The sequence below is a fragment of the Fluoribacter gormanii genome, assembly GCF_900156395.1.
GTDB classification, from domain to species: Bacteria; Pseudomonadota; Gammaproteobacteria; order Legionellales; family Legionellaceae; genus Legionella; species Legionella gormanii.
On sequence record NZ_FTNL01000007.1, the window covers coordinates 127,628 to 147,657 of the forward strand.

Here is a 20,030-nt window from a genome sequence, read left to right on the forward strand (position 1 = left end):
ATTCAGCTCTTTATTTTTTTCCAATAGGCAAAATATATAGAGGCTCTTCATTGGTAATTCCCAGGGCTTGTTTTACCTGGACATCATCGAATCCACCGATTGATACGGTAGCTAAATTTAAAGAAACAGTTTGCAGATAAATATTTTGCGCTGCATGTCCTGCTTCCATAAACACGAAACGATTTCCTAGTTTGCCGTATTTTTTTATCGTTCGTGAAAAAACAGCCGTAATTACAATGTTGGCAGCACCGGAGTTCACTGTGCTTTGTCCTAATGCAGCTCGGGTTAATTGAGCCGAGATATCCCCTTCCTTTATTTTTTGTAAGATATGTTTTGATGGCACATAATGATAAACGCCTGCGGACAAGTTGGAGACGTTTCTTGCCACCAAGTACACTTCTAATGGATAGAGTGCTCCTGCTGATGGGGTGGTTCGAAAGCCTTCATTAGAGGTTATCCCTTGCGAGGCCCACAGTAATTGGGCAACCTGCTGTAAGGTTATTGCTTGATTTTTATATTGTCTTATCGAACGCCGTTTTTTGAGTGCTTCTTCAATGGAAATATGGCTGGAATATGTCGGGCTAGGTAAGACTCGTTCAATTGGAGGGGTAAGGTCTGGCGTTATTTTAGGCTCTCTTGATAATTTCTTGGGAATCAAAATCAAGCAAAGACAGACCAGAATCGCTATTATCAAGAGCGCTATCTTTTTACGGCGCAAAAATTCCATTTGCTACCTCCTGATATATGTCCTCATAAAAAATATTTTGAATGATATTTCTTTAACTTTTAACATGATGGATATTATCAATTAACTTATTATAGTTAATAAAAGATAAAATAAATAAATTTGCTATTTAAAGAAATAGGAACAAATCGATATAAACTCCTCCGTTAAATAGGGAAATTGATATGAAGCAATGGCATGCAAAAACAGTAGACGAAGTTAGAATCGCCCTTGCAAAACAACAAATGAACCGGGGAAAAAATGAACTCATTGAGGCTCAACCTGTACGATGGTACTTCATATTAGCGAGACAATTTCTCAATTTTTTAATTCTAATTCTGATCATCGCAGCGATTCTCTCATTCTATCTTTCTGATAAAATTGATGCATTAGCTATTTTAGCAATTATTATTTTTAACGCATTTCTAGGTTTCTTTCATGAATTGAGGGCAGAAACAACACTCAGGGCATTAAAAAAAATGCTCTCACCTAAATGCTCGATTATCAATAAGAAAAAAGAACAAAATATCGATGTTAAAAATCTTATTCCTGGCGATTGTGTTGTGTTAAGGGCCGGCAATATTGTGCCGGCCGACATGCGGATAATCAAGTCAGCGAATCTTATGATCAATGAGGCGGCTCTAACCGGTGAATCAGTTCCAGCGGAGAAGCTTAGTGCCCCATTGCCAGAAGAAACAACAATATCGGATCAACGAAATATGGCATTCATGGGGACGCATATTGTTAATGGCCATGGGATAGGGCTGGTTGTTGCTATCGGTATGGATACGGAATTAGGCCGCATCTCAAGACTTGCAAATAAGATTGTTGAAGTAAAAACGCCATTACAAACTCAACTGTCTGTCATAGGGCGACAATTTGGCGTTTTAGCCGTTGTGATTTCAATAATTATTATTTTAATCGGGATATTCGAAGGCCGAGACTTAATTAACATGTTAATGACTGGAATATCTCTTGCGGTTTCTGCAATTCCTGAAGGGCTTCCAGCGGTAGTTACCATTGCCCTAGCCTTAGGAGCGCGGACAATGGCTAATAAAAAAGCCTTACTACGTCACCTTGAAGCTGCCGAAACATTAGGTGCTGTCTCCATTATCTGTACTGATAAAACAGGCACACTAACAAAAAATCAAATGAAAGTTGAGAGAATATGGACCGCAGGCGAAACAATCGATGTTACAGGAATAGGATATGAGCCTGTAGGAGTGTTTATAAAAAAGAACCAGCAAATAAATCCGCAATCTTCATTTGAACTTATGAGTCTTTTAAATACAGGCAGTAAATGTAATCACGCTCAAATAAATCAAGAAATGGGGAGCTGGGAGACTTTAGGACCATCTGATGAAATTGCATTACTCGTTGCTGCATTCAAAGCGGGAATAGAACAAAAACATCAAGGCAATATAACCCATGAGTTTTCTTTTGATTCGGTACGCAAAAGAATGTCGGTTATTGAGGAATTGGAACATAGTCAAATGATACATGTCAAAGGTGCACCAGAACATATAGTGCCTTTATGTACCCATTTTATAATGGATGGAAATGAAATCGGATTAGGTCCTGAAGAGCAGAAAAAAATAGAATATGCTTATACTCACTTTGCACAAAAGGGCCTGAGAACATTAGCATTAGCTAGAAAAAAAATTCCCAAGCAAGCGCAAGTGAATGTGCATGAAGCTGAGAGCAATTTAACGTTTCTTGGAATTATCGGTTTACTTGACCCTCCTAGACCTGAAGTAGTTCATGCAATTAAAGTCGCCCAAAAAGCAGGCATCAAAATCATTATGATCACGGGTGATTCACCAATTACTGCCAAGGCAATTGCTACCGAGATTGGTTTAAATGTTACAGAGGCTGTAACGAGTAATGAATTACAACAAATGAGCGATTCTGAGTTAAGCACGGTATTAAAACAAGATATTTTATTCGCAAGAACAGTTCCAGAAGATAAATTACGAATTGTAAGACTCTTACAAAATCAAGGAAATCTTGTAGCTATGACGGGAGATGGTGTTAATGATACGCCCGCTTTGAAACAAGCCGATGTGGGGATTGCCATGGGGGTACGTGGCACAGATGTTGCTCGAAGTGCCGCAGATATTGTTTTATTGGATGATAATTTTACTTCAATTATCGCGGCTGTGGAGGAAGGAAGGCGTCAGTATGCGAACATTTGCAAGTTTGTGCTCTATTTAACTTCTTCAAACATAGGCGAGGTATTAGTTATATTTGTTAATATGTTATTTGGGGGGCCACTTATTCTGATTCCCATCCAAATTCTTTGGATTAATTTAATAACCGATAGTGCTACTGCTATCTCATTAAGTATTGAACCCGCTGAACGTGACATTATGAAACAACCTCCAAGGGCTATCAATCAGCGTATTATAAACAGGAACTCTTTTTTACTGCTTGGGTTATTTGGATCTTACATCGCCGTAGTGAGTTTCCTTATTTATCAGCTTTATCTTCCGCACTCTTATGCCGTGGCCAATACGATTGCTTTTACTGCTGTGGTAGTCATGGCAAATCTTCATACTTTAAATTTTAGAAGCCTGACTACACCAATCTCAGAGGTAGGTTGGTTTTCAAATAAGTCAATTTTAGTCGCAATTTTTTGTATGATGGGTTTGCAAGTTGCAGCGGTCTATACACCAACGCTACAACATGTCTTACATACAACATCTTTATCTGTTAGCAATTGGGGGGTGATTCTCGTATCTGCTTTACCTTTATTTTTAATACCAGAACTTTACAAAAAGTTGCGATACAAAATTGTTGCATCATAGTCGCCCGGTTTGTAGGTAATTTTTAGAGCATATCGAAATTCTCTTTATTAGGAGTAGCTATTTTTCTATATCCTATTCATAGTCCGCTCTGATAATAAGACATGCAATTTAATAAATAACCCATGACTCATACATCCCCTTCGCGAGAGAAAGATCTTTATCATATTGTTTTATTAATGAAGCATAGCTCCAGGTATAAAAAGCTAAGCCATCATCTCTTAGGAAGATTATATACATTTGCTTAAATTCTTTATTTTTATATTTGTAATTAAAAACCAGAAATTCCCCATGAAATCTCTTTGGATTTTGGGGCAGATCGATTTCTCCTTGTTGTAATAATTTAGGTTCTTTGGCGTTCGCAAAAATCTGTGATTTTAAATCATCTTTCAAGTCTTGAATGGTTGCGTATGTTCCTTTATTTTTTTTGGTCAAAAGAGTTTGGATAGTAATTGTTGTATTATGAGAATCAGTGCCTTTTTTTCCTCTAAAGACAATAGTTCCTTTTCCAGATTTAATATATTCCCAGTTACTGGGATATTTTAGAGAGTATCTGCTGTTTTTATTATCGAAATTGAGCCATGTAAATTCTTGAGATGTCGATACGTTTGATGAAGTAAACTTGTTATGATCTACATCGATTCCTGCTCCAGTATAACTTACCGTAATATTTAAAATTTTCCATGCTCCATCCTCCCATATCAAGCGATATTCAATGGGGGTTTTTGCACCATCTTTTGCAGTCAGGGTTCCTTTGACAAATCCTCTATTATTTTCAATAACTCGTTCGTTAAAAAATGAACTCTCATTATTTTTTAATGATGGGTACTGATTTATAAATTTTTTAAAATCAGAAAGAGAGGTCGCTTTTTGAAAGTCTTTTGAAGTGTAGGAGTATGCTTTTTCAATATTACCAGCCTTTAATGCACTGAGCTGATGATTAATAGAGTGAATCAAGCCGCTTGTCAGGAACAATATGATTAAAAATACCGTACCAACAAATAGTAAAAACCATGCAACAATAGCCCCAATTATCATTAGTACTTTTTTTAATGAGGACGGATTTTTTGTGAGTTGAATCAAGTTGCCATTTTTATCTTCAAATTTGTTAGTAACTAAAAGAATTAAATCGATTAGATACCAAATGCCAAGTCCTCCTACTGTAAGGAGCATTAATAAACCGGTAGTTATTTTTCCCACATAAATTCGATGAATCCCAAAAACTCCTAAAAATAAACCTAAAATAAGTACAATAATGGGCGATTTCTGATGACTTTCTTTAATGGAACATGGACTTTGTATCTGAGAGGAAGAAGAATCTGCTTCTATAGATGCGCCACATTTACTACAAAACTGAGCATCTGGTGTTAGATTATTTCCACAATGCTTACAAAATTTAGATGCATCCATGCTTACTCTCCAATTTAATATCGAGCCAGTTCTAAATTCTATAGGCTAGATCTTAGGATTATACTTTTATATATAGATTAAATTTTAATAAACTCAATAAATCCTATCTAAAATATGGGATTGCTAGCGGTACTAATTTTTTTATGAAATGATGTAAAAAGTACTGCTTCATCAAAAAAATATTCTAAAATTCTTTGATTAATAAAGGATTAGTTCTTAGGCAATAATATATTGAATTGCTTCAATTATAGGTTAAGGGAGTTCAAGCTTCATCTTACCGACTACTTCCTCAGTTTTTGCGGGATCCAGAAGAGCTGTCTTAATATGCTGTACCCCACGGATAAGTAGCGGGGCATAGGCGCAGATGTGATCAAGATACAAGAACAGGCCGAGGCAAGAAGGCTGCGAGATGAATTGTCACCAGTCCCTGGTTGATTTTCTTATACAGAGAATGAATAAAGATTTTTCATTAGCGCTTCTTTTCTATTGTCTGTAAACGAATTCCTTGCTCTTCAATATCAATTAAACCTCGTTTATAAAGTTGTCCCAATGCACTTTTAAAATTTTTTTTACTCTCAGCAAATAGCTGTTGAATTTCTGCAGGAGAGCTTTTGTCGTGTAAAGCTAAAAAGCCACCAGCTTGTTCTAGCTTGGATATAATACGTTGCGCTAATTCATTAATACTGTTTTGGCCTATTTGCCTCAAAGCAACATCAATTTTGCCATCTTCACGTACTTTCTTAATGTACCCTTTTATTCTTTTGCCATAAGTTAATGTTTGAAAAATATCACCGGCATGGATTAATCCCCAGTGACTGTTGTTGATAATTACTTTTCGTCCTAACGGGGTACTCTCTGCAATTAGTAAACTAACTTCCTCACCTGGCTTAAAATGAGCTATTGTCTTATCCAAAAAATAATCGATTTTTGAGCTTGCAATAATGCGTCCCTGATTATCTTGCTTTAAATACACAAGATAAGATTTACCAATTTCCATAGGGCGCTGTTGTTCTGGTTTGGGAACCAATAAATCCTTATCTAAGCCCCAATCAAGAAAAGCGCCTACAGGATTTACATCAATTACTTTTAAAAATGCACAGCTACCTAATTTTGCAAGAGGACGCGCGGTTGTCGCTATAATTTTGTCTTCTGAATCAAAATAGACAAAAACATCCAATATATCACCAACCAAGGCGCCTTTAGGCACCGATTTATTGGGTAATAAAATTTCCCCCCACTCTCCTCCTTGAAGATATACCCCAAAAGGAGCTTCCCGCACCATTTTCAATTTATTAAATTGTCCAACTTTTATCATGACCAAACTCGTTTTTTTTATATTAGCCAAGCTTAACACATAATGTTTTATTAATTATTAACGATGGCATTAATTATTAAAAACTCTTGTGTTTTAAAAAATTGACGATACCTCAGGGCATTTTGATCCAACACAAAAAACCATTAAAAAATATGTATTCCAAAGCATTTTAAACATATGTTGCAAATTGATTGATAAAAGAAAATAATCGGCTCCTAATTATGTTTCAAAGAGTCGATTATTATGAAACCAGCAAGAATTGTAACATCCTTAATACAAGTGACTATTTTAACTTTTTTGATAATTAAAGGGGCTATTTCTGGAGATGTTCATCTTATAGGCTCAATAAAACATACAATACAACCTACTGCCGAATCTTCTTCAAATTACAATGGACTTAATAATAAAAAGGTCATTCAATTGCTTAAAATTGAGCTGTCTGATGAAGCTAAAAAACTGCTGGTGAGGCGCATTAAAGATATCGCCACAGATCGCTCTCAGGCTCCGCTTTCATTGCTAAATACTGAAACTCCTAAAATGGTTCAATTGGCTATGAATCATGTTCCTGTTCTTGACCAAGGCCCACATGGAACATGCATCACATTTGCAATAACTGGTGCGCTTGACGCCGTGATCGGCCAAGGAGATTACATTAGTCAACTTTGTCATTTACAGCTCGGCAATTACTTGGAACAACATGGATATGCAATGAGCGGTTGGGATGGTAATTATCCTATTGCAGTAATAAATCAGATTGAACAGTATGGAATTGTGAACAAAGAAAAACAAACAACTATAGGATGTGGCGGTTTGACTGAGTACCCCAATCATTCGAATAAGAAACCGGACTCTTTTATAGATCCCAAAGAATACAGCACGATGAATGAGCTAATCTTCGGTAAGATAGTGAATTGGTCAAATATATACTGGAGAATCAGTTCTGCCTGGACATTAAATGAAGTGAAAGAAGCGCTTCGCTCAGGCGACCGATCTGTTTTTGCGATCATGTTACCTCGCCTTGACTTGGGTGTCGTTGGTGCTGTTGGAAATTATAAAACCAAAAACGATACTTGGCTAATCACCTCAGATGTGTTAGTAGGTTTGCCCAATATACAAGCGGCCCATGGAATGATCATTACTGGTTATGATGATAATGCGGTCGCTGTCGATAATTACGGTAAGAAGCACACAGGATTATTAACCTTACGTAACTCTTGGGGGAGTAACATGGGGAATAATGGGGAGTTTTATATGTCATACGATTATTTTAGATTACTGACATATGATGTAAGACGTTTTTCGCCCAATTAAGAGCATGACATAATATTTAAAGACCAGTAAATCTTGGATGTATGCAGCAAGCCTCGTTGCTTTTGCAGCCAGGCTACACAAGATTCAGGGTTAACTTTTGGGGTTATATGCCAGCTCGATAACCTATTTTTTATTATTGACCTATAATTCAAATGTCTAATCAATTTAGGAGATAGGGAAATGAAAAAGGTTTCAATCCTTTTAGGAATCACACTAATGAGCTCATGTGCTTTTGCAATGGAGCAATCCAATATGGGACAAATGTCTATGAATGAAAATCATTGTCCTAAAGACAAGGAACAAACAGTTGCACTTGAAAAAGAATTCCTGCAAATGATGATTACCCATCATGAACAAGGAATGCAAATAATAGATTTAGCCATAAAAAAATCTCAAAACCCCAAAATAGTCGCTATTTCTAAGAAAATGCTTGAGCGCCAAGGCAGTGAGGTTACTAAAATGAAAGCTCTTCTCAGTAAATTACCCACTACCTCTGCAGCCAATTATCCAATTCCTGGAATGAAACCGATGGAGATGAAGTCTCTGGCGCCGCTTTCAGGTAAAGAATTCGATAATATGTATATAAGTGAAATGAGCGATCATTTTAAAGGAGGCATGCAAATGTCGGCTTACTTATTAAAATGTAGCCATGATCCCAAGATTAGAGAACTTTTGAAATCCATCCATGACAAACAAGGCGATGTTCAGAAATTAGAACAGCTGCATAGTTAAAACTGAAGCAATAGATAATCCAATCAGCCATTCTTGTCAGTGAGAATGGCTATAACAATTTGTATTTGTGAATGAATACAATTGGCCGATCTTAGATTAGACCCTATCCTGCCTTAATATAGCCTAAGTACTACAAGCACTAAATTGAGTTTTGACAATCGATTTATAATTTCAATATAATACAAAAATAATATTATTTGGACAAGTTGTTTAATATGAGTGGTAAGGGCCTGGATTATTGGCGACAAGCTTGGCGTGATGCCGGGTTTTTAGCGGCTTATCAGAATGCTGATTATTTGTTGAAGCGTTATGCACGACAATCATTTAATACTTACGGTAAGGACGTGGCAGAGTTTTATTTTGGTAAACCAAGAAGTATTTTTGCTCCAGGTATTAATTCTAAAAGCTGTCGTTCAACTCCTGATAGACAAAGCATGGATAGTGTTATAAAAGATTTGCAAGGTATTCTTAATGGTCGTTCAATTTATCAGGATGGCGATTTGCATAATATACTTCAAGTCTTTGGCGAAATGACGAATCAGGATTACACGACATCTTTTACAATTGTTCAAAAGCCATCCTTTTTTGAACATTTTATGTTCCTTGAATTTTTTCTTTCATTGTTGCAAAAATGTTTTGGGAAGGATCCAACTGAAGAAAAAGGAAATAATTTCTCTCCGCAAAATTAAAAAGTGCTCTGTTTTTTTCCTTGATTTTAGAAGAGTTCACTGCATCGTTGATGACGTTCCCTTTTTAAAGATTGCCTACCTTATGGTAGGCAATCTCAAATTTACGACAAATTGCGTTTTGCATATACTTTCATGGCAGCAGTCAAAAATTCGACCAAATCAGGATGATAGCGATTAAAGAAATCACGAAAATCAGGATGGTTCAGATAAGTTTGTCCAAGCCCTAAATATGTATCCCTGGTTGGCGTCCAACAATTTTTGACCCAGTCATAGTGCTGTTGAATCAGATCCTGAACCTCTTTGGATTCGATGTTAAGGCCTTGTTTTACTGCATTAGCAAGTGCAAGATTTAGTTGCTCACCAGAAGCTTTAAATGCCTCCCAATCCGGTTTTTTCCAATGGGAAACTTTTGCCCAGCTGTCATCAATTTGTTGCTGTGAAATTACACCCGCTTCAACCAGATATTTTTCATGTTCTTGTTGTTTGATTGGATCAAATCCTTCAAACATTTCTTCGATATTCATTTTATATTGTCCTCTTAAATGGGAAATGGTTTTATCAATCGTCTGTATGAGTGTTTGTGTTCGCTCAACATTCGATTGCAATGAGGATTTTTGTTGCTGCAACGATTTTATTTTATCGAAATCATTGCAGTTCAAAATTTCCTTAATGTCATTAAGAGGAAACTCAAGTTCACGAAAAAACAGAATTTGCTGAAGTAAAAATAACTGCTCTTCCTGATAATAACGATATTGATTATCACCATAAAATGCAGGCTTTAATAAACCAATTTCATCATAAAAGCGCAAAGTCCGGGTGCTTATACCAGAGAGCTTCGCTAATTGTTTAATTGTGTACTTCATGGGGTATTCCTCTTAAGTGACAAGAGACACAATAAGGGTTCACGTTGCGGCAAGGTCAAGCATTATAATCTACTTTATAAATTCGTTAATTTTAAGCAAGCATTTCCTGATTGCTATCCAAGCTTAATTTAGTTGTTCATAAATTATTTTATCTGATATATTTACGATTTTAGTGTTCAAAATGTAAATCTTTTGTCAATTGATGTTCTAACTAATTCATTTTAGCTCTCTTAAGACTAGTTTTTAGAGCTTAACTACGAATTAAACTCCAAATAATAAGAGGATAATACATGAAGCTGATGTCGGTCATTGGTATAAACCTTGAAATAACAAAATGGATTGTAAGTGAATCCAAATCTCCATTTGATAGCGAGGATAATCTGTGTGTTTATGAATGTACTACGCCGGAAGAGGCGAAGCAGATGCTGGAAAATATAAAATCAGCATTCAAGATGGATTATTCTATGGAGTTGGATGTAGGAGAGCAAGAGTCCCTATCATGGGATTACTATCTGGAAACACATGGAAGTTATGTTATTGCATCAATGAAGTTTTTAGAACGATATTTTGACGGGAAGATTGAGCAAGTTGACCAGGCCAGTAAGTTCGGAAATAAATCGTTCTTGATATACGAGTCAATGACAGGGGGGGATGATGACTTGCGCTCCCGTTTGATTATAGTAAATAGCAGTAACGATTCACTAATAGTTAAGCGTGTATTACCTGAGCAAATTGAGGAGTCCGAGTTAATTGATTTTTCTGAAGAATACCTGGGAGCTACTTCATATACTAAAAGGAATAAGGGGAGTGCTCAAATAAAAGAAGCATATAATTTTAATGGACTATTTTTACCTGGTGATAATTTTAATGTCCTTTGGTTGCCTGCCAAGCCTCATCAAGGACACGCTATGTATACTGCTTATGGATGTGCGAATCATAAAATTGCTAAAATGCTGGAAGCAAAGATTAGAGATGATGAAAAGAAGAAACAAAAAGCAACTCCGCTGGTAATTAATAGGGAACATATTACTTTGGTGTGTGAGGGCCCCATTTTACTGGCTTCAGGGATTTATTTGGAACAAATTTATGGTAAACCAATACATGTTTCTCTAGTCAATGATTTGGTAAAGCACGGCCTTGCTGATAAACAGGCGCAACACAGAGCAACTGCCGTAGATAAGATTTATGCTGAATGGGATAAAAAAGATCAATTAAGAAATCAGATTCATCTTTTAAAGCGACAAAGCAGCTCGATTCCAACATTCTTCGTCCCTCAATCGATTCCAACCGGTAACATTAGAAATTCTGTATTTGCATCTTCATTCAATAGTGAAAACACTGTTGTTCCAAAGCCCGCCCCACTACCATATCCTGCCATGTCTAGGGAGGAAAAGACCATTGTTCCAAAACCTGATCCGCTACCCTATCCTTTTATTCCCGTGAGGCAAAATTCGGTAACAGCTCAGGAGACAATGAAAATGGTTGCTCCACGCGCTCAATCAATATTCCATGTTGCTGATGCAAATGAGCCGCTAAAAACGTTTACCGAAGAGGAGTATTTGGCCCTCTTTCAGTAATCGAGTAAGTAGGCGTATCCTGGTTTCTTGTAACCAGGATACGCTTTTTTAATATAAAAATGCTCAAACAGGAGTGATGTCAATCTACCTTTTTACCAGTCGGTTTTGCACTGATTTTTGCTGGACTAAGGTTATTAGTGATACGGGAGACAGCCTTGTCTACTCGTCGCTGAAGCATGATTTCAACCATTACTGTCTCATTTGGATGAATAATTTTGTTCATGTCGGTAAGTGAGGAATGAAAATCAAGCATCCTATAATAGGCAAGGGCTTGGTTACTTGACTCAGGGTATGCCTTAATACGGAATCCCAGATTGCCTTGCATTTGGGGGGTATTAATCCCGGTCTCCATGATGTCGTAGTCAAGAAAATAAGTGAGTGCTCCTCGATTATTCAGGTTTCTTTGGCGGTCTACGAAGAAACCGGTAGGAAGTGCCTGCTCACTATATTTGGGTCCAGCGGTTAAATAAAGATCATAATCGACTAGATGATTGCCCCGATCATCTATAAGCCGGAAAATAATCATGGAGTAGCGATTGGTAATATATTCGCGCTTGAAGATAAGCGTGTTCACTGATTCTGTATGCTCATTGTTTTGCGTTTCCTTAGTCATCTTATCGAGCTCTTGTACTAGTGTATTATAGGCAGCAGGATTTTTTACTTGCAGGCATCGCAGAACCCATATTGCCGTAGGATGAGTGGCTGCATTAGCCATAGTAACACTACGGATGATGCCGATATTTTTACCAGAATGCGAAAGCCCAGGAAGAACACCAAATGCCATTGGCTTCGACCTTATCATTTGGGAAAACGCCAGATTTTCACCGTTATTTCCCTCCTGATGTAATTTCAATAGACTATAGTTCATATTGGCAGCCGCTACGCGTACCACTCCGTCAGACCCGGCTTCCCCCGTGTAGGAGTTAAGTGCATCATAAAGTTGACGATCAATTTTCTGGCCCGTAAGTGCAAAGGAATAGATGCCATGAGCAGTGCAATCGTAATCAAGCCAACTTTCATTAAGTTGCCAGCTCATGTCGCTCCCTAGCTCAAGCCAATTAAGCACTTGTTGTCCCGGTTCAACACCTTCAAAAAAACTCTTTATACGGCCTAGCCTGGATTTACCCAGTTGCGCAAGAGCAGAGCCATGGTTGGCAGGAGCCAGCATGATAAGATGGCTCAAGGGACAGTTCGCAAGATTATTCTTAAAATATAAATCCATCCATTTTCGAACAATTGGACCACCGGTAGAGTGCGTAATACAAGCAAAACGCTCCCCATCGCCTAGCTTATCAGCAATTTCATCACGTAATGCTTGATCAAATGCCCGTGCTATATCGTCAACCGTTATCGTATCGTCAAAGCTGACGTAGTGACCAAGATAAATATTGCCAACTCGAATATCCAGCGTTCCGTTTTTGCTCTGACTTTCCAGCCATTGGGGAAGCTCCCCATAAGTATTGGTATTCGTGACACTCCAACCATGGACGAAGATAACAATCATAATGCTCCTTAATTGATTGACTCGACAACAGGGCATTGTTGAGTAACTCGATGATATTAGATTATTTTAAACTTGAACCTCAAGTTTTTTAATTTGGCCTCCAGGATAAGATTTATTAAGACGCATCTCTATATTTGAACGAATTTGTTGGCTATAGCCGGGTTACAGTTCGATGATTAAGGTGTTTATCAGAAGGAAACAAAATAATTATTTTCTTAATTGTAGATTAATTCAAAAACAAACCTAATCTGGCTAAGTCCTGTTTTTTATACTTAGTAAAACAATAGAATTTAAGAAAGAGAGGTTTTGATGAGTGTTAATAACAAAAGTTTAGGAACTCATTAAAATGAAATCATTTTTCATCCAATAAATTGAGGTATTTTTGAGAAAATATATATATTTTTAGGTTAAATATCTGCCATAATTTTTCACACATTGTATGATTAATAATGGCTTAAAATATTCTGCTATACTTAATCTGTGTTAATACGAATGTTTTTAAGGGAATAAATCATGTATAAATTAATTTTGAGTTTTTATATTGCTATTTTAAGCACAAATCTAATAGCTGGAACCTACGATGAGCAAATTCAAAAAGCTATGAAGGAATGTGATATTGAAAGAAGTATGAATCAGTCATCGTATCATAGTAACGGTAATGCTTGTGAGAGGGTGCAACAATTAATTGAACTACAAAAGTCAGAAAACTATCAAAATCAAAATGTGAATATTCATGTACAAGATAAAAATGAATGAGGTTTTTTTAAAAGTTTTCGCTTAATCATCTAATAACTAAAGATAGTTATATAAATTTTTATTGTAGTTTTATCATTTCTGATAAGTTGAATCTTTAAAAAAAGATACAGAATGAGTGCTTTTTTCCTTAGGGTAATTCGGACAATGTGACCTATACCAACGATGATGTGCCATCGAGGGGCTAAATTGGTTATTGTCCATAAAGTAAAAGAAAAACCAACAAGCTATCAAATCGTAACTTCTAAACCAATCCATTCGAGAGGTTCACTAAAGTATTTCGGCTGCTCAAAAAACGAAACCTTCCTCCGAAGGGTATTTCATAGGAGCATCATTTGATTTTTCTTGAGAAAAAATTTTTTGTTTGAATTGATGAAAAACGTCTATAGGTTGTCATAAGCCAAGTATTTTGATTTAATTTGAATTAAGAAAATCCTTAATGTTCGGTACTCTTAAGTCATCCTGATCGAACATGTATTTGGTTTTTTGGTGATGGCTTCTTAATTGTTTACTCAATAGGAGCTATCAAGATGTATACATACCCCTCTTCTTTTATATCAAGCTTATGCCTTAAGGTTATGTTTCTTTTTGCTTTATCTTTGCAAGGATTTGCCGCTGACTGCTTTGAAAAACATCAGCCATTCCTGGATAAAACGTTTCAATTGGCACGTTCGGCTCGTCAAAAAGGAAATCACCCATTTGGTGCATTATTAGTGTATCGAGGAACGGTTATTTTAACAGCAGAAAATCTGGTTAACACCTCGCTAGATGTGACAGCCCATGCCGAAATGGAACTGATTAGGCAAGCCTCCAAGCGATTTCCTGAGGAGATCTTAAAACAGTCCACACTCTATGCCAGCACAGAGCCTTGTGCCATGTGTTCCGGAGCGATTTATTGGGCAGGAATACCGCAAGTTGTTTTTGGGTGTTCGGCACAAACATTAGAACAACTTGCAGGCGGTGGCTTAGCGATTTTTAGCGATGAAATTTTTAAACGAGGAAAAAGGACAATAAGAGTAAATGGTCCTTTTTATGAAGAAGAGGCCGTCAGGGTACACGAAGGATTTTGGAAGCATCCATCTCAATCTGCATAGGCAAATCGCAACACACAGTTACAAAGAACTTACTGGTTGATCTTTCACACTTATAAGTGTTTGGGATTAGCTGGTTGCTTGCAACCAGGCTATGCGTGCTTGTTCATAATTATCGGTAATAGTTAAGGATCTAAGAGAACAGCCTCGAACAGTGGGGGGCGTTACTGGATTAATTTGATTAAATTTTATTCAAAAAACATTGACAAATACGGATACATCGACCTTAATTATTCTAATATGCAACATGAATTTGTCTCGTTACTCTCAAATCTCAAAACCAACTTGTAGTGTTCATGGATTGAAGAACAGGAGGTTGCGAAAATGACAGTAGTTAAACGAATTACCGATCTTTCTAATTATACCACCGTACTCCCTTACGATAGTGAGTTATTTGGCATTTATCAACCATTACTTGGGTGGAAATCAAAGCGAATTCAAGAACGCTTTCAACAAGGTTTTCAAAATGATAAACCTTCAATTTTAGAAAAACTTAAAAATGAATTTGCTGGTTTAATTGATATTAACTTTAACCCCGATGGCCAGGTTAATATCCAACTTAAATCCGGTGCATTGGAAGCAGGGAAAATCCGTACTTTTGATAGTGTCGTATTACAACAAATTTCATTACAAATTCCTCCCTATCAGAAGTATCAGCCTGATATATGGGACACAGTTATTACAAATGATAACTTGAATGCCATCCTGAATAAAAATCTTGTAAAAATATACACTGATGCCTACGCGCAAATTAATAACAGAAATAATTTAAACCCAAGCTCAGGCATTCTAATGCGATCCGGTAATGTGACTGGAGCAACTAATACACGAAGAATAGACATTGGGGTGCTTGAACATCAATTACAATATGAATCATCTGTCGCTGGTTCATTATTATTTTTAGTAAAACAGCGAGCATATGATATTTTAGCAAATATCTTCTATAACACAGTGAATAATACTGAGGAAGCAACGAAACTGATAAAGATGCTTTCCTCTGAGAACAGTAGCGATGCATTTCTCAATATTAATGATTTAGATCCCACCAATAAGGAATATCTTGATTGTGTTGCTTTATCGCCAATCAGCATTGTACATTTGTTTCGACAATATTTTTTTGAATTAGATACATTTCTTGGTACGCCCGTAGATCATGTTTGGCTTAGCCCTGGCTCAACAGTTGAATTAATCGAGATACATACCAGAAGTACAACGATTGAGAAAACATTAGAAACGACTCTCGATATCCTAACTAAATCGTCAATGACCACGACAACGCAGGATGAACTTTCTGATGCAGTGAAGGAAGACAATCAGCAAGATGTCAATTTTGGGGCCAGTGTTAAAGCATCTTATGCATCAGTTGAGGCGACATCAAGCTTTGATGATAAAACATCTCAGCAAACCGCACGAGAAGCCACCCACAAGCAAATGCGTCAACAAACGACGCAATTATCGTCTGAAATCCGTAAAAATTTTAAATCAACATTTAAGACAGTAACCGAAACAACGGATATTTCCAGTATCAAACATACCTTGGCAAATACCTCAGAAGAGCTCATTAACTATGAACTGCGAAGGAAAATGCGCCAAGTTGGTGTCCAGGTACAAGATGTGGGCTCATACCTTTGCTGGCAGACCTATGTTGATGATCCAGGAAAAGAGCTAGGTATCGCTAAACTCATTCATATTGCCAAACCTGCCGATTTGGACAGTATTCCTCATCCAGAAGAAATACCCACGTTTCAGCCATTTCAGGAGGAAAAAATCATTACTATTCCTTTTGTATCTATAGATGGTACCGATGCTGACAATAAGAAAGTTTATGTGAATGGTGTTTATTCAGATACTGAATGGGTTATATTCGATGATGTAGAAAAAATTCAAGTTGATTTTGGGCAGGAATTCGTTTGTTCCAAATCAAATTATGATTTAACTGACGTAGAATTCGATCCTCAGGGTAAGCCAGTTAAAGTTTCAAGAACAGATACCATTCAAAATTTATCTGATAAATCAACGTTTACTTTGCATCTGGATTATGCTGACTTTCAAGGAGAAAATAGTCTTGAGGTGACTTTGATTCTTCACTGGAGTCCTAAACCAGGTGCCAATGATGAAATCATCCAAAAGAATAATGAAAATCTTGCTAATTTCAAAGCAAGGGAAAAAGCAGAATATGAAAAAGCCTACGTAGAAAATGTAAAAGATAGAGTGACCTTGGCTAGTAAGATTCAAACGCGTAGCAGTGATGAATTAAGAGAGGAAGAACGTATTGTTGTTTACCGTCAACTGGTTCAGCAAATGCTTTTAAAAGATGTTCCTCTACCTGACGATAAAACCAGGCATGTGGTGGCAGAGCTTATAAATTCAATTTTTGATATTGATAAGATGCTTTATTTTGTTTCACCAGAATGGTGGAGGCCGAGATTACATCGAAGCAAACAGCAGCTCCAAGAAACCCCCACTCCAATATTTAATCCATCAGGACCCGTCTTAAGTGGTGTGGGCAAAGCGTTACAGAAGGGATTGATGAACAAAATAAATATCGCGGACTTAAATTCTGAAAACAATACCATAAGCTCAAGTACTGTTGGTTGGGGAGGCGTCGATGAGCTTCAACGAGATAATTATTATATTACTGAAGATTCTGATCCCGCCAAGTTAGGAAGCAGCCTGGGATGGTTGCTACAGCTGGATGGAGATAATATGCGTAATGCATTCTTAAATGCACCTTGGGTCAAAGCGGTGATCCCCATCAGGCCAGGAAAAGAAGAGGCTGCCATTAATTGGTTAAAAGGCGTTGAAGGCATGAATGGAATCACAGATGATGTCATCTATCAGACCAGCAATCCAGATGAAAAAGACATCAATGGCAATCCATTAAATGGTCAAAAGATGATAGATGTGATCATGGACTTAGCCAAGAAAATACAGAAAAAATATCAGGAAGGAATAGAAACTGGAAAATATCCAAAACCAAATGAGGTATCCGATCCAGCCTTGGTTGATGATAGTAATACAGTGACTGCCACACCTATCGATAGAGTCTATGAGCATGGCTTCTTTCCCTTACAAGGTGGTTTTCGAGCGAACGTCGGTAAAAATTATGAAATTTTTGATCAGTGGATAGAAATTCTTCCAACCGATCAAATCGTTCCCGTAGAAGTAAAATATGATCCTAAAACAGGAAGGCAAATTTAACCATGGCCAATAAATGGTTAAAATTATTCCCAGATGCAACCCGGAATAAAATTGAATACTACATTGATGGAACGAAGGCATTTGCTAGTATCGTCAACGCCATTAAAACAGCAAAATCTCAAGAACATTACATTTATATTCTAGGGTGGATGCTGGATATTGATTTTCCTCTCATTGAGACGGATCAAAAATCTACGCTAATTAATTTATTAAATACAGCCTCTTCAAGTGGTGTCGAGCTGCGAATATTAATCTGGAATAATCCGAGTTTAGAGATTCAACGAATGAACTTGAATAACATTCCAAGATTAAATGGTCTTAGCAATACATTTGCCCTATTGGATGATAATACCTACTCCACTGCTGAATCGCAGCAATTCGTTGCAAAGTTTGTTCCCTTTATTATGCAAAAATTTAATCAATACACATCAATTTTTAAAGAATTAGATCCGCTTTATGCGCTCCTTCGCTATTGCATAACCAAGAATGTAGGCAGTCATCATGAAAAAGTAATAGTTATCAAAGGCGAAGAGGGGCTTATTGCCTTTTGTGGCGGCATGGATATAAATAAAAATCGGTTTGATGCATATCATAAAGACTATTCAAACGTCCATGATGTGCATTGCAAAGTTCAAGGTCCTGCAGCCTATCAAATTCTACAAAAATTTAAAAAAAGATGGCACAACCATCCGAGTACCAAAAATGTACTTCTCAAAGGTGAAAATGAAACAAAACCAGCTGAAATTACTTTTGGTGATTTTCAATATGGAAAAGTTGTTGGAACCTATAATGATCCCAATAGTAATGATAGGGATCGCAGCCTAAACGATGCCTATTTCTCGATCATAGCAAATGCTAAAAATTATATTTACATTGAAGATCAATATTTAGTAAATGTTGATGTAGCAAAGCAGCTTAATAAAAAAATTCAAGAGTCCACTTTTATACGTTTAATTTTGGCAATTCAAGACTCACAAGAAACTACAGATATACTCATCCCTGATAGAAAAAGGGGAGAATTTTGGGATGCGCTACTTGATGGGACTGATAAACAGGTTAAAGACAAAGTGGCACTTGTTCTAATTGATAGAGTCAATGCGCCAAAAGAGAATTATCATCCTGCAATGCATTCCAAGATAATAATAGTGGATGATGAGATAGCCATTATTGGTTCTGCCAATGTGAATCAGCGTTCATTTACTCATGATAGCGAAACATCCATTGTTATTTTTGATGAAACAAGTTTAATGCAAGACTCCTTTGCCAAAAAAATGCGACTTGAAATATGGAAAGAGTTTTCAAGTAAAACCATCTCTCCAGATTCAATCGTTGCATCCTGGGAGCAGTTCTCACGAATTTTAATGAATCCTACAGTACATCCGCTTATGCTAATACCCTACATTAATAGTATTGAGGATTTGGATAAACGAATCATCGATTACATTAAAAAAAGCGGTGCAATAGCCCCTATTGTTGCAAACATCCTGGTTGGTGATAATAGTAACCTATCTGTTGCACTTGCTAATGTCTCTACCGTACTTAGTCCTTTTCAGATCGTGCAAATATTCAATGGGTTATGGGATAATGTCATTGATCCTCAGGTTAAATAGAGTTGCTATAAAAACTGATATTCTCTTAAGGTAGTCCATATGTCTTATACTGATTTATTGAAACGTATTTGGGAGTTTGTATACGAGCCAGATTTGGATGTCACTTCAACAGTTGAACAATATTTTCATCCTGATTATGAGCAAAGTATTAATGGGGTGATCATGAATCGTAGTGATTATATTGCCCATGTCATAGAACAAAAGAGGAACATGCGAATACGTCACATTCAATATAAACACATTGTTGAAGTAGGCAATGAAGTATTTGCCTTATATTATCCTCAAGGAGTCAGTCTCAATGATTCAACCATTGAAGCTGAAGTGATTGCATATTTTCAATTTAAAGAACAAAAATTGCTTAAAATACATGGGCAAGTTAGATTGATTAAAGGAAATTTAACGGATGTCGACATGTAAAATTTTTTTCATCTAAATTAGGGGCGCAA

The 20,030-nt window shown here is 36.7% G+C and carries 15 protein-coding genes; 10 read left to right on the plus strand and 5 right to left on the minus strand.

Annotated elements, in window-relative coordinates; genetic code table 11:
- Nucleotides 1-10: 10 nt before the first annotated feature.
- On the minus strand, nt 11-727 hold the full coding sequence (locus tag BW930_RS06380) for a SagB/ThcOx family dehydrogenase (RefSeq protein WP_058467376.1): 717 nt from the start codon (nt 725-727) through the stop codon (nt 11-13).
- A 182-nt stretch (nt 728-909) separates the two neighbouring features.
- On the opposite strand from BW930_RS06380, the gene BW930_RS06385 reads away from it, so the two are divergent.
- Entirely contained in the window at nt 910-3,531 is a 2,622-nt protein-coding gene (locus BW930_RS06385) for a cation-translocating P-type ATPase (protein ID WP_058467377.1), read from the plus strand.
- 108 nt (nt 3,532-3,639) lie between these two features.
- On the opposite strand, the gene BW930_RS06390 is transcribed toward BW930_RS06385, so the two are convergent.
- Both BW930_RS06390 and BW930_RS06395 read right to left on the minus strand, forming a co-directional pair.
- On the minus strand, nt 3,640-4,938 hold the full coding sequence (locus BW930_RS06390; RefSeq protein WP_058467378.1) for a DUF4864 domain-containing protein: 1,299 nt from the start codon (nt 4,936-4,938) through the stop codon (nt 3,640-3,642).
- 469 nt (nt 4,939-5,407) lie between these two features.
- Nucleotides 5,408-6,253, minus strand: coding sequence for a CvfB family protein (locus BW930_RS06395; RefSeq protein ID WP_058467379.1), 846 nt, complete (start codon nt 6,251-6,253; stop codon nt 5,408-5,410).
- A 243-nt stretch (nt 6,254-6,496) separates the two neighbouring features.
- Here BW930_RS06395 and BW930_RS06400 point away from each other — a divergent pair, with 243 nt between their 5' ends.
- From BW930_RS06400 to BW930_RS06410, 3 genes are all read left to right on the plus strand, one after another.
- A complete protein-coding gene (locus tag BW930_RS06400) occupies nt 6,497-7,564 on the plus strand; it encodes a C1 family peptidase (RefSeq protein WP_058467380.1) in 1,068 nt (355 codons plus the stop codon).
- A 180-nt stretch (nt 7,565-7,744) separates the two neighbouring features.
- Complete coding sequence (locus BW930_RS06405; protein ID WP_058467381.1) at nt 7,745-8,296, plus strand: DUF305 domain-containing protein; 552 nt, start codon at nt 7,745-7,747, stop codon at nt 8,294-8,296.
- A 215-nt stretch (nt 8,297-8,511) separates the two neighbouring features.
- Nucleotides 8,512-8,985, plus strand: a complete 474-nt coding sequence (locus BW930_RS06410) for a hypothetical protein (RefSeq protein WP_058467382.1) — start codon at nt 8,512-8,514, stop codon at nt 8,983-8,985.
- Between the two features lie 101 nt (nt 8,986-9,086).
- On the opposite strand, the gene BW930_RS06415 is transcribed toward BW930_RS06410, so the two are convergent.
- Nucleotides 9,087-9,848: a MerR family transcriptional regulator gene (locus BW930_RS06415; protein ID WP_058467383.1), complete on the minus strand. Its 762-nt coding sequence runs from the start codon at nt 9,846-9,848 to the stop codon at nt 9,087-9,089.
- A gap of 290 nt (nt 9,849-10,138) precedes the next feature.
- On the opposite strand from BW930_RS06415, the gene BW930_RS06420 reads away from it, so the two are divergent.
- On the plus strand, nt 10,139-11,425 hold the full coding sequence (locus tag BW930_RS06420) for a hypothetical protein (protein ID WP_058467384.1): 1,287 nt from the start codon (nt 10,139-10,141) through the stop codon (nt 11,423-11,425).
- 79 nt (nt 11,426-11,504) lie between these two features.
- Here the strand turns inward: BW930_RS06420 and plaB are convergent, their stop codons facing one another.
- Entirely contained in the window at nt 11,505-12,929 is a 1,425-nt protein-coding gene (plaB, locus tag BW930_RS06425; protein ID WP_058467385.1) for a phospholipase PlaB, read from the minus strand.
- 513 nt (nt 12,930-13,442) lie between these two features.
- On the opposite strand from plaB, the gene BW930_RS06430 reads away from it, so the two are divergent.
- From BW930_RS06430 to BW930_RS06450, 5 genes are all read left to right on the plus strand, one after another.
- Nucleotides 13,443-13,685, plus strand: a complete 243-nt coding sequence (locus tag BW930_RS06430; protein ID WP_058467386.1) for a hypothetical protein — start codon at nt 13,443-13,445, stop codon at nt 13,683-13,685.
- A gap of 527 nt (nt 13,686-14,212) precedes the next feature.
- Entirely contained in the window at nt 14,213-14,776 is a 564-nt protein-coding gene (locus tag BW930_RS06435; protein WP_202972260.1) for a nucleoside deaminase, read from the plus strand.
- A 321-nt stretch (nt 14,777-15,097) separates the two neighbouring features.
- Nucleotides 15,098-17,974: a hypothetical protein gene (locus BW930_RS06440; RefSeq protein ID WP_058467387.1), complete on the plus strand. Its 2,877-nt coding sequence runs from the start codon at nt 15,098-15,100 to the stop codon at nt 17,972-17,974.
- 2 nt (nt 17,975-17,976) lie between these two features.
- On the plus strand, nt 17,977-19,584 hold the full coding sequence (locus tag BW930_RS06445) for a phospholipase D-like domain-containing protein (protein WP_058467388.1): 1,608 nt from the start codon (nt 17,977-17,979) through the stop codon (nt 19,582-19,584).
- A gap of 39 nt (nt 19,585-19,623) precedes the next feature.
- Complete coding sequence (locus BW930_RS06450) at nt 19,624-20,001, plus strand: hypothetical protein (RefSeq protein WP_058467389.1); 378 nt, start codon at nt 19,624-19,626, stop codon at nt 19,999-20,001.
- Nucleotides 20,002-20,030 lie beyond the last annotated feature (29 nt).

Excerpts from the sequence above, each read along its gene's own strand:
- BW930_RS06380 (WP_058467376.1), bottom strand. The coding sequence starts at position 727 with ATGGAATTTTTGCGCCGTAAAAAGATAGCGCTCTTGATAATAGCGATT.
- BW930_RS06385 (WP_058467377.1), top strand. The coding sequence starts at position 910 with ATGAAGCAATGGCATGCAAAAACAGTAGACGAAGTTAGAATCGCCCTT.
- BW930_RS06390 (WP_058467378.1), bottom strand. The coding sequence starts at position 4,938 with ATGGATGCATCTAAATTTTGTAAGCATTGTGGAAATAATCTAACACCA.
- BW930_RS06395 (WP_058467379.1), bottom strand. The coding sequence starts at position 6,253 with ATGATAAAAGTTGGACAATTTAATAAATTGAAAATGGTGCGGGAAGCT.
- BW930_RS06400 (WP_058467380.1), top strand. The coding sequence starts at position 6,497 with ATGAAACCAGCAAGAATTGTAACATCCTTAATACAAGTGACTATTTTA.
- BW930_RS06405 (WP_058467381.1), top strand. The coding sequence starts at position 7,745 with ATGAAAAAGGTTTCAATCCTTTTAGGAATCACACTAATGAGCTCATGT.
- BW930_RS06410 (WP_058467382.1), top strand. The coding sequence starts at position 8,512 with ATGAGTGGTAAGGGCCTGGATTATTGGCGACAAGCTTGGCGTGATGCC.
- BW930_RS06415 (WP_058467383.1), bottom strand. The coding sequence starts at position 9,848 with ATGAAGTACACAATTAAACAATTAGCGAAGCTCTCTGGTATAAGCACC.
- BW930_RS06420 (WP_058467384.1), top strand. The coding sequence starts at position 10,139 with ATGAAGCTGATGTCGGTCATTGGTATAAACCTTGAAATAACAAAATGG.
- plaB (WP_058467385.1), bottom strand. The coding sequence starts at position 12,929 with ATGATTGTTATCTTCGTCCATGGTTGGAGTGTCACGAATACCAATACT.
- BW930_RS06430 (WP_058467386.1), top strand. The coding sequence starts at position 13,443 with ATGTATAAATTAATTTTGAGTTTTTATATTGCTATTTTAAGCACAAAT.
- BW930_RS06435 (WP_202972260.1), top strand. The coding sequence starts at position 14,213 with ATGTATACATACCCCTCTTCTTTTATATCAAGCTTATGCCTTAAGGTT.
- BW930_RS06440 (WP_058467387.1), top strand. The coding sequence starts at position 15,098 with ATGACAGTAGTTAAACGAATTACCGATCTTTCTAATTATACCACCGTA.
- BW930_RS06445 (WP_058467388.1), top strand. The coding sequence starts at position 17,977 with ATGGCCAATAAATGGTTAAAATTATTCCCAGATGCAACCCGGAATAAA.
- BW930_RS06450 (WP_058467389.1), top strand. The coding sequence starts at position 19,624 with ATGTCTTATACTGATTTATTGAAACGTATTTGGGAGTTTGTATACGAG.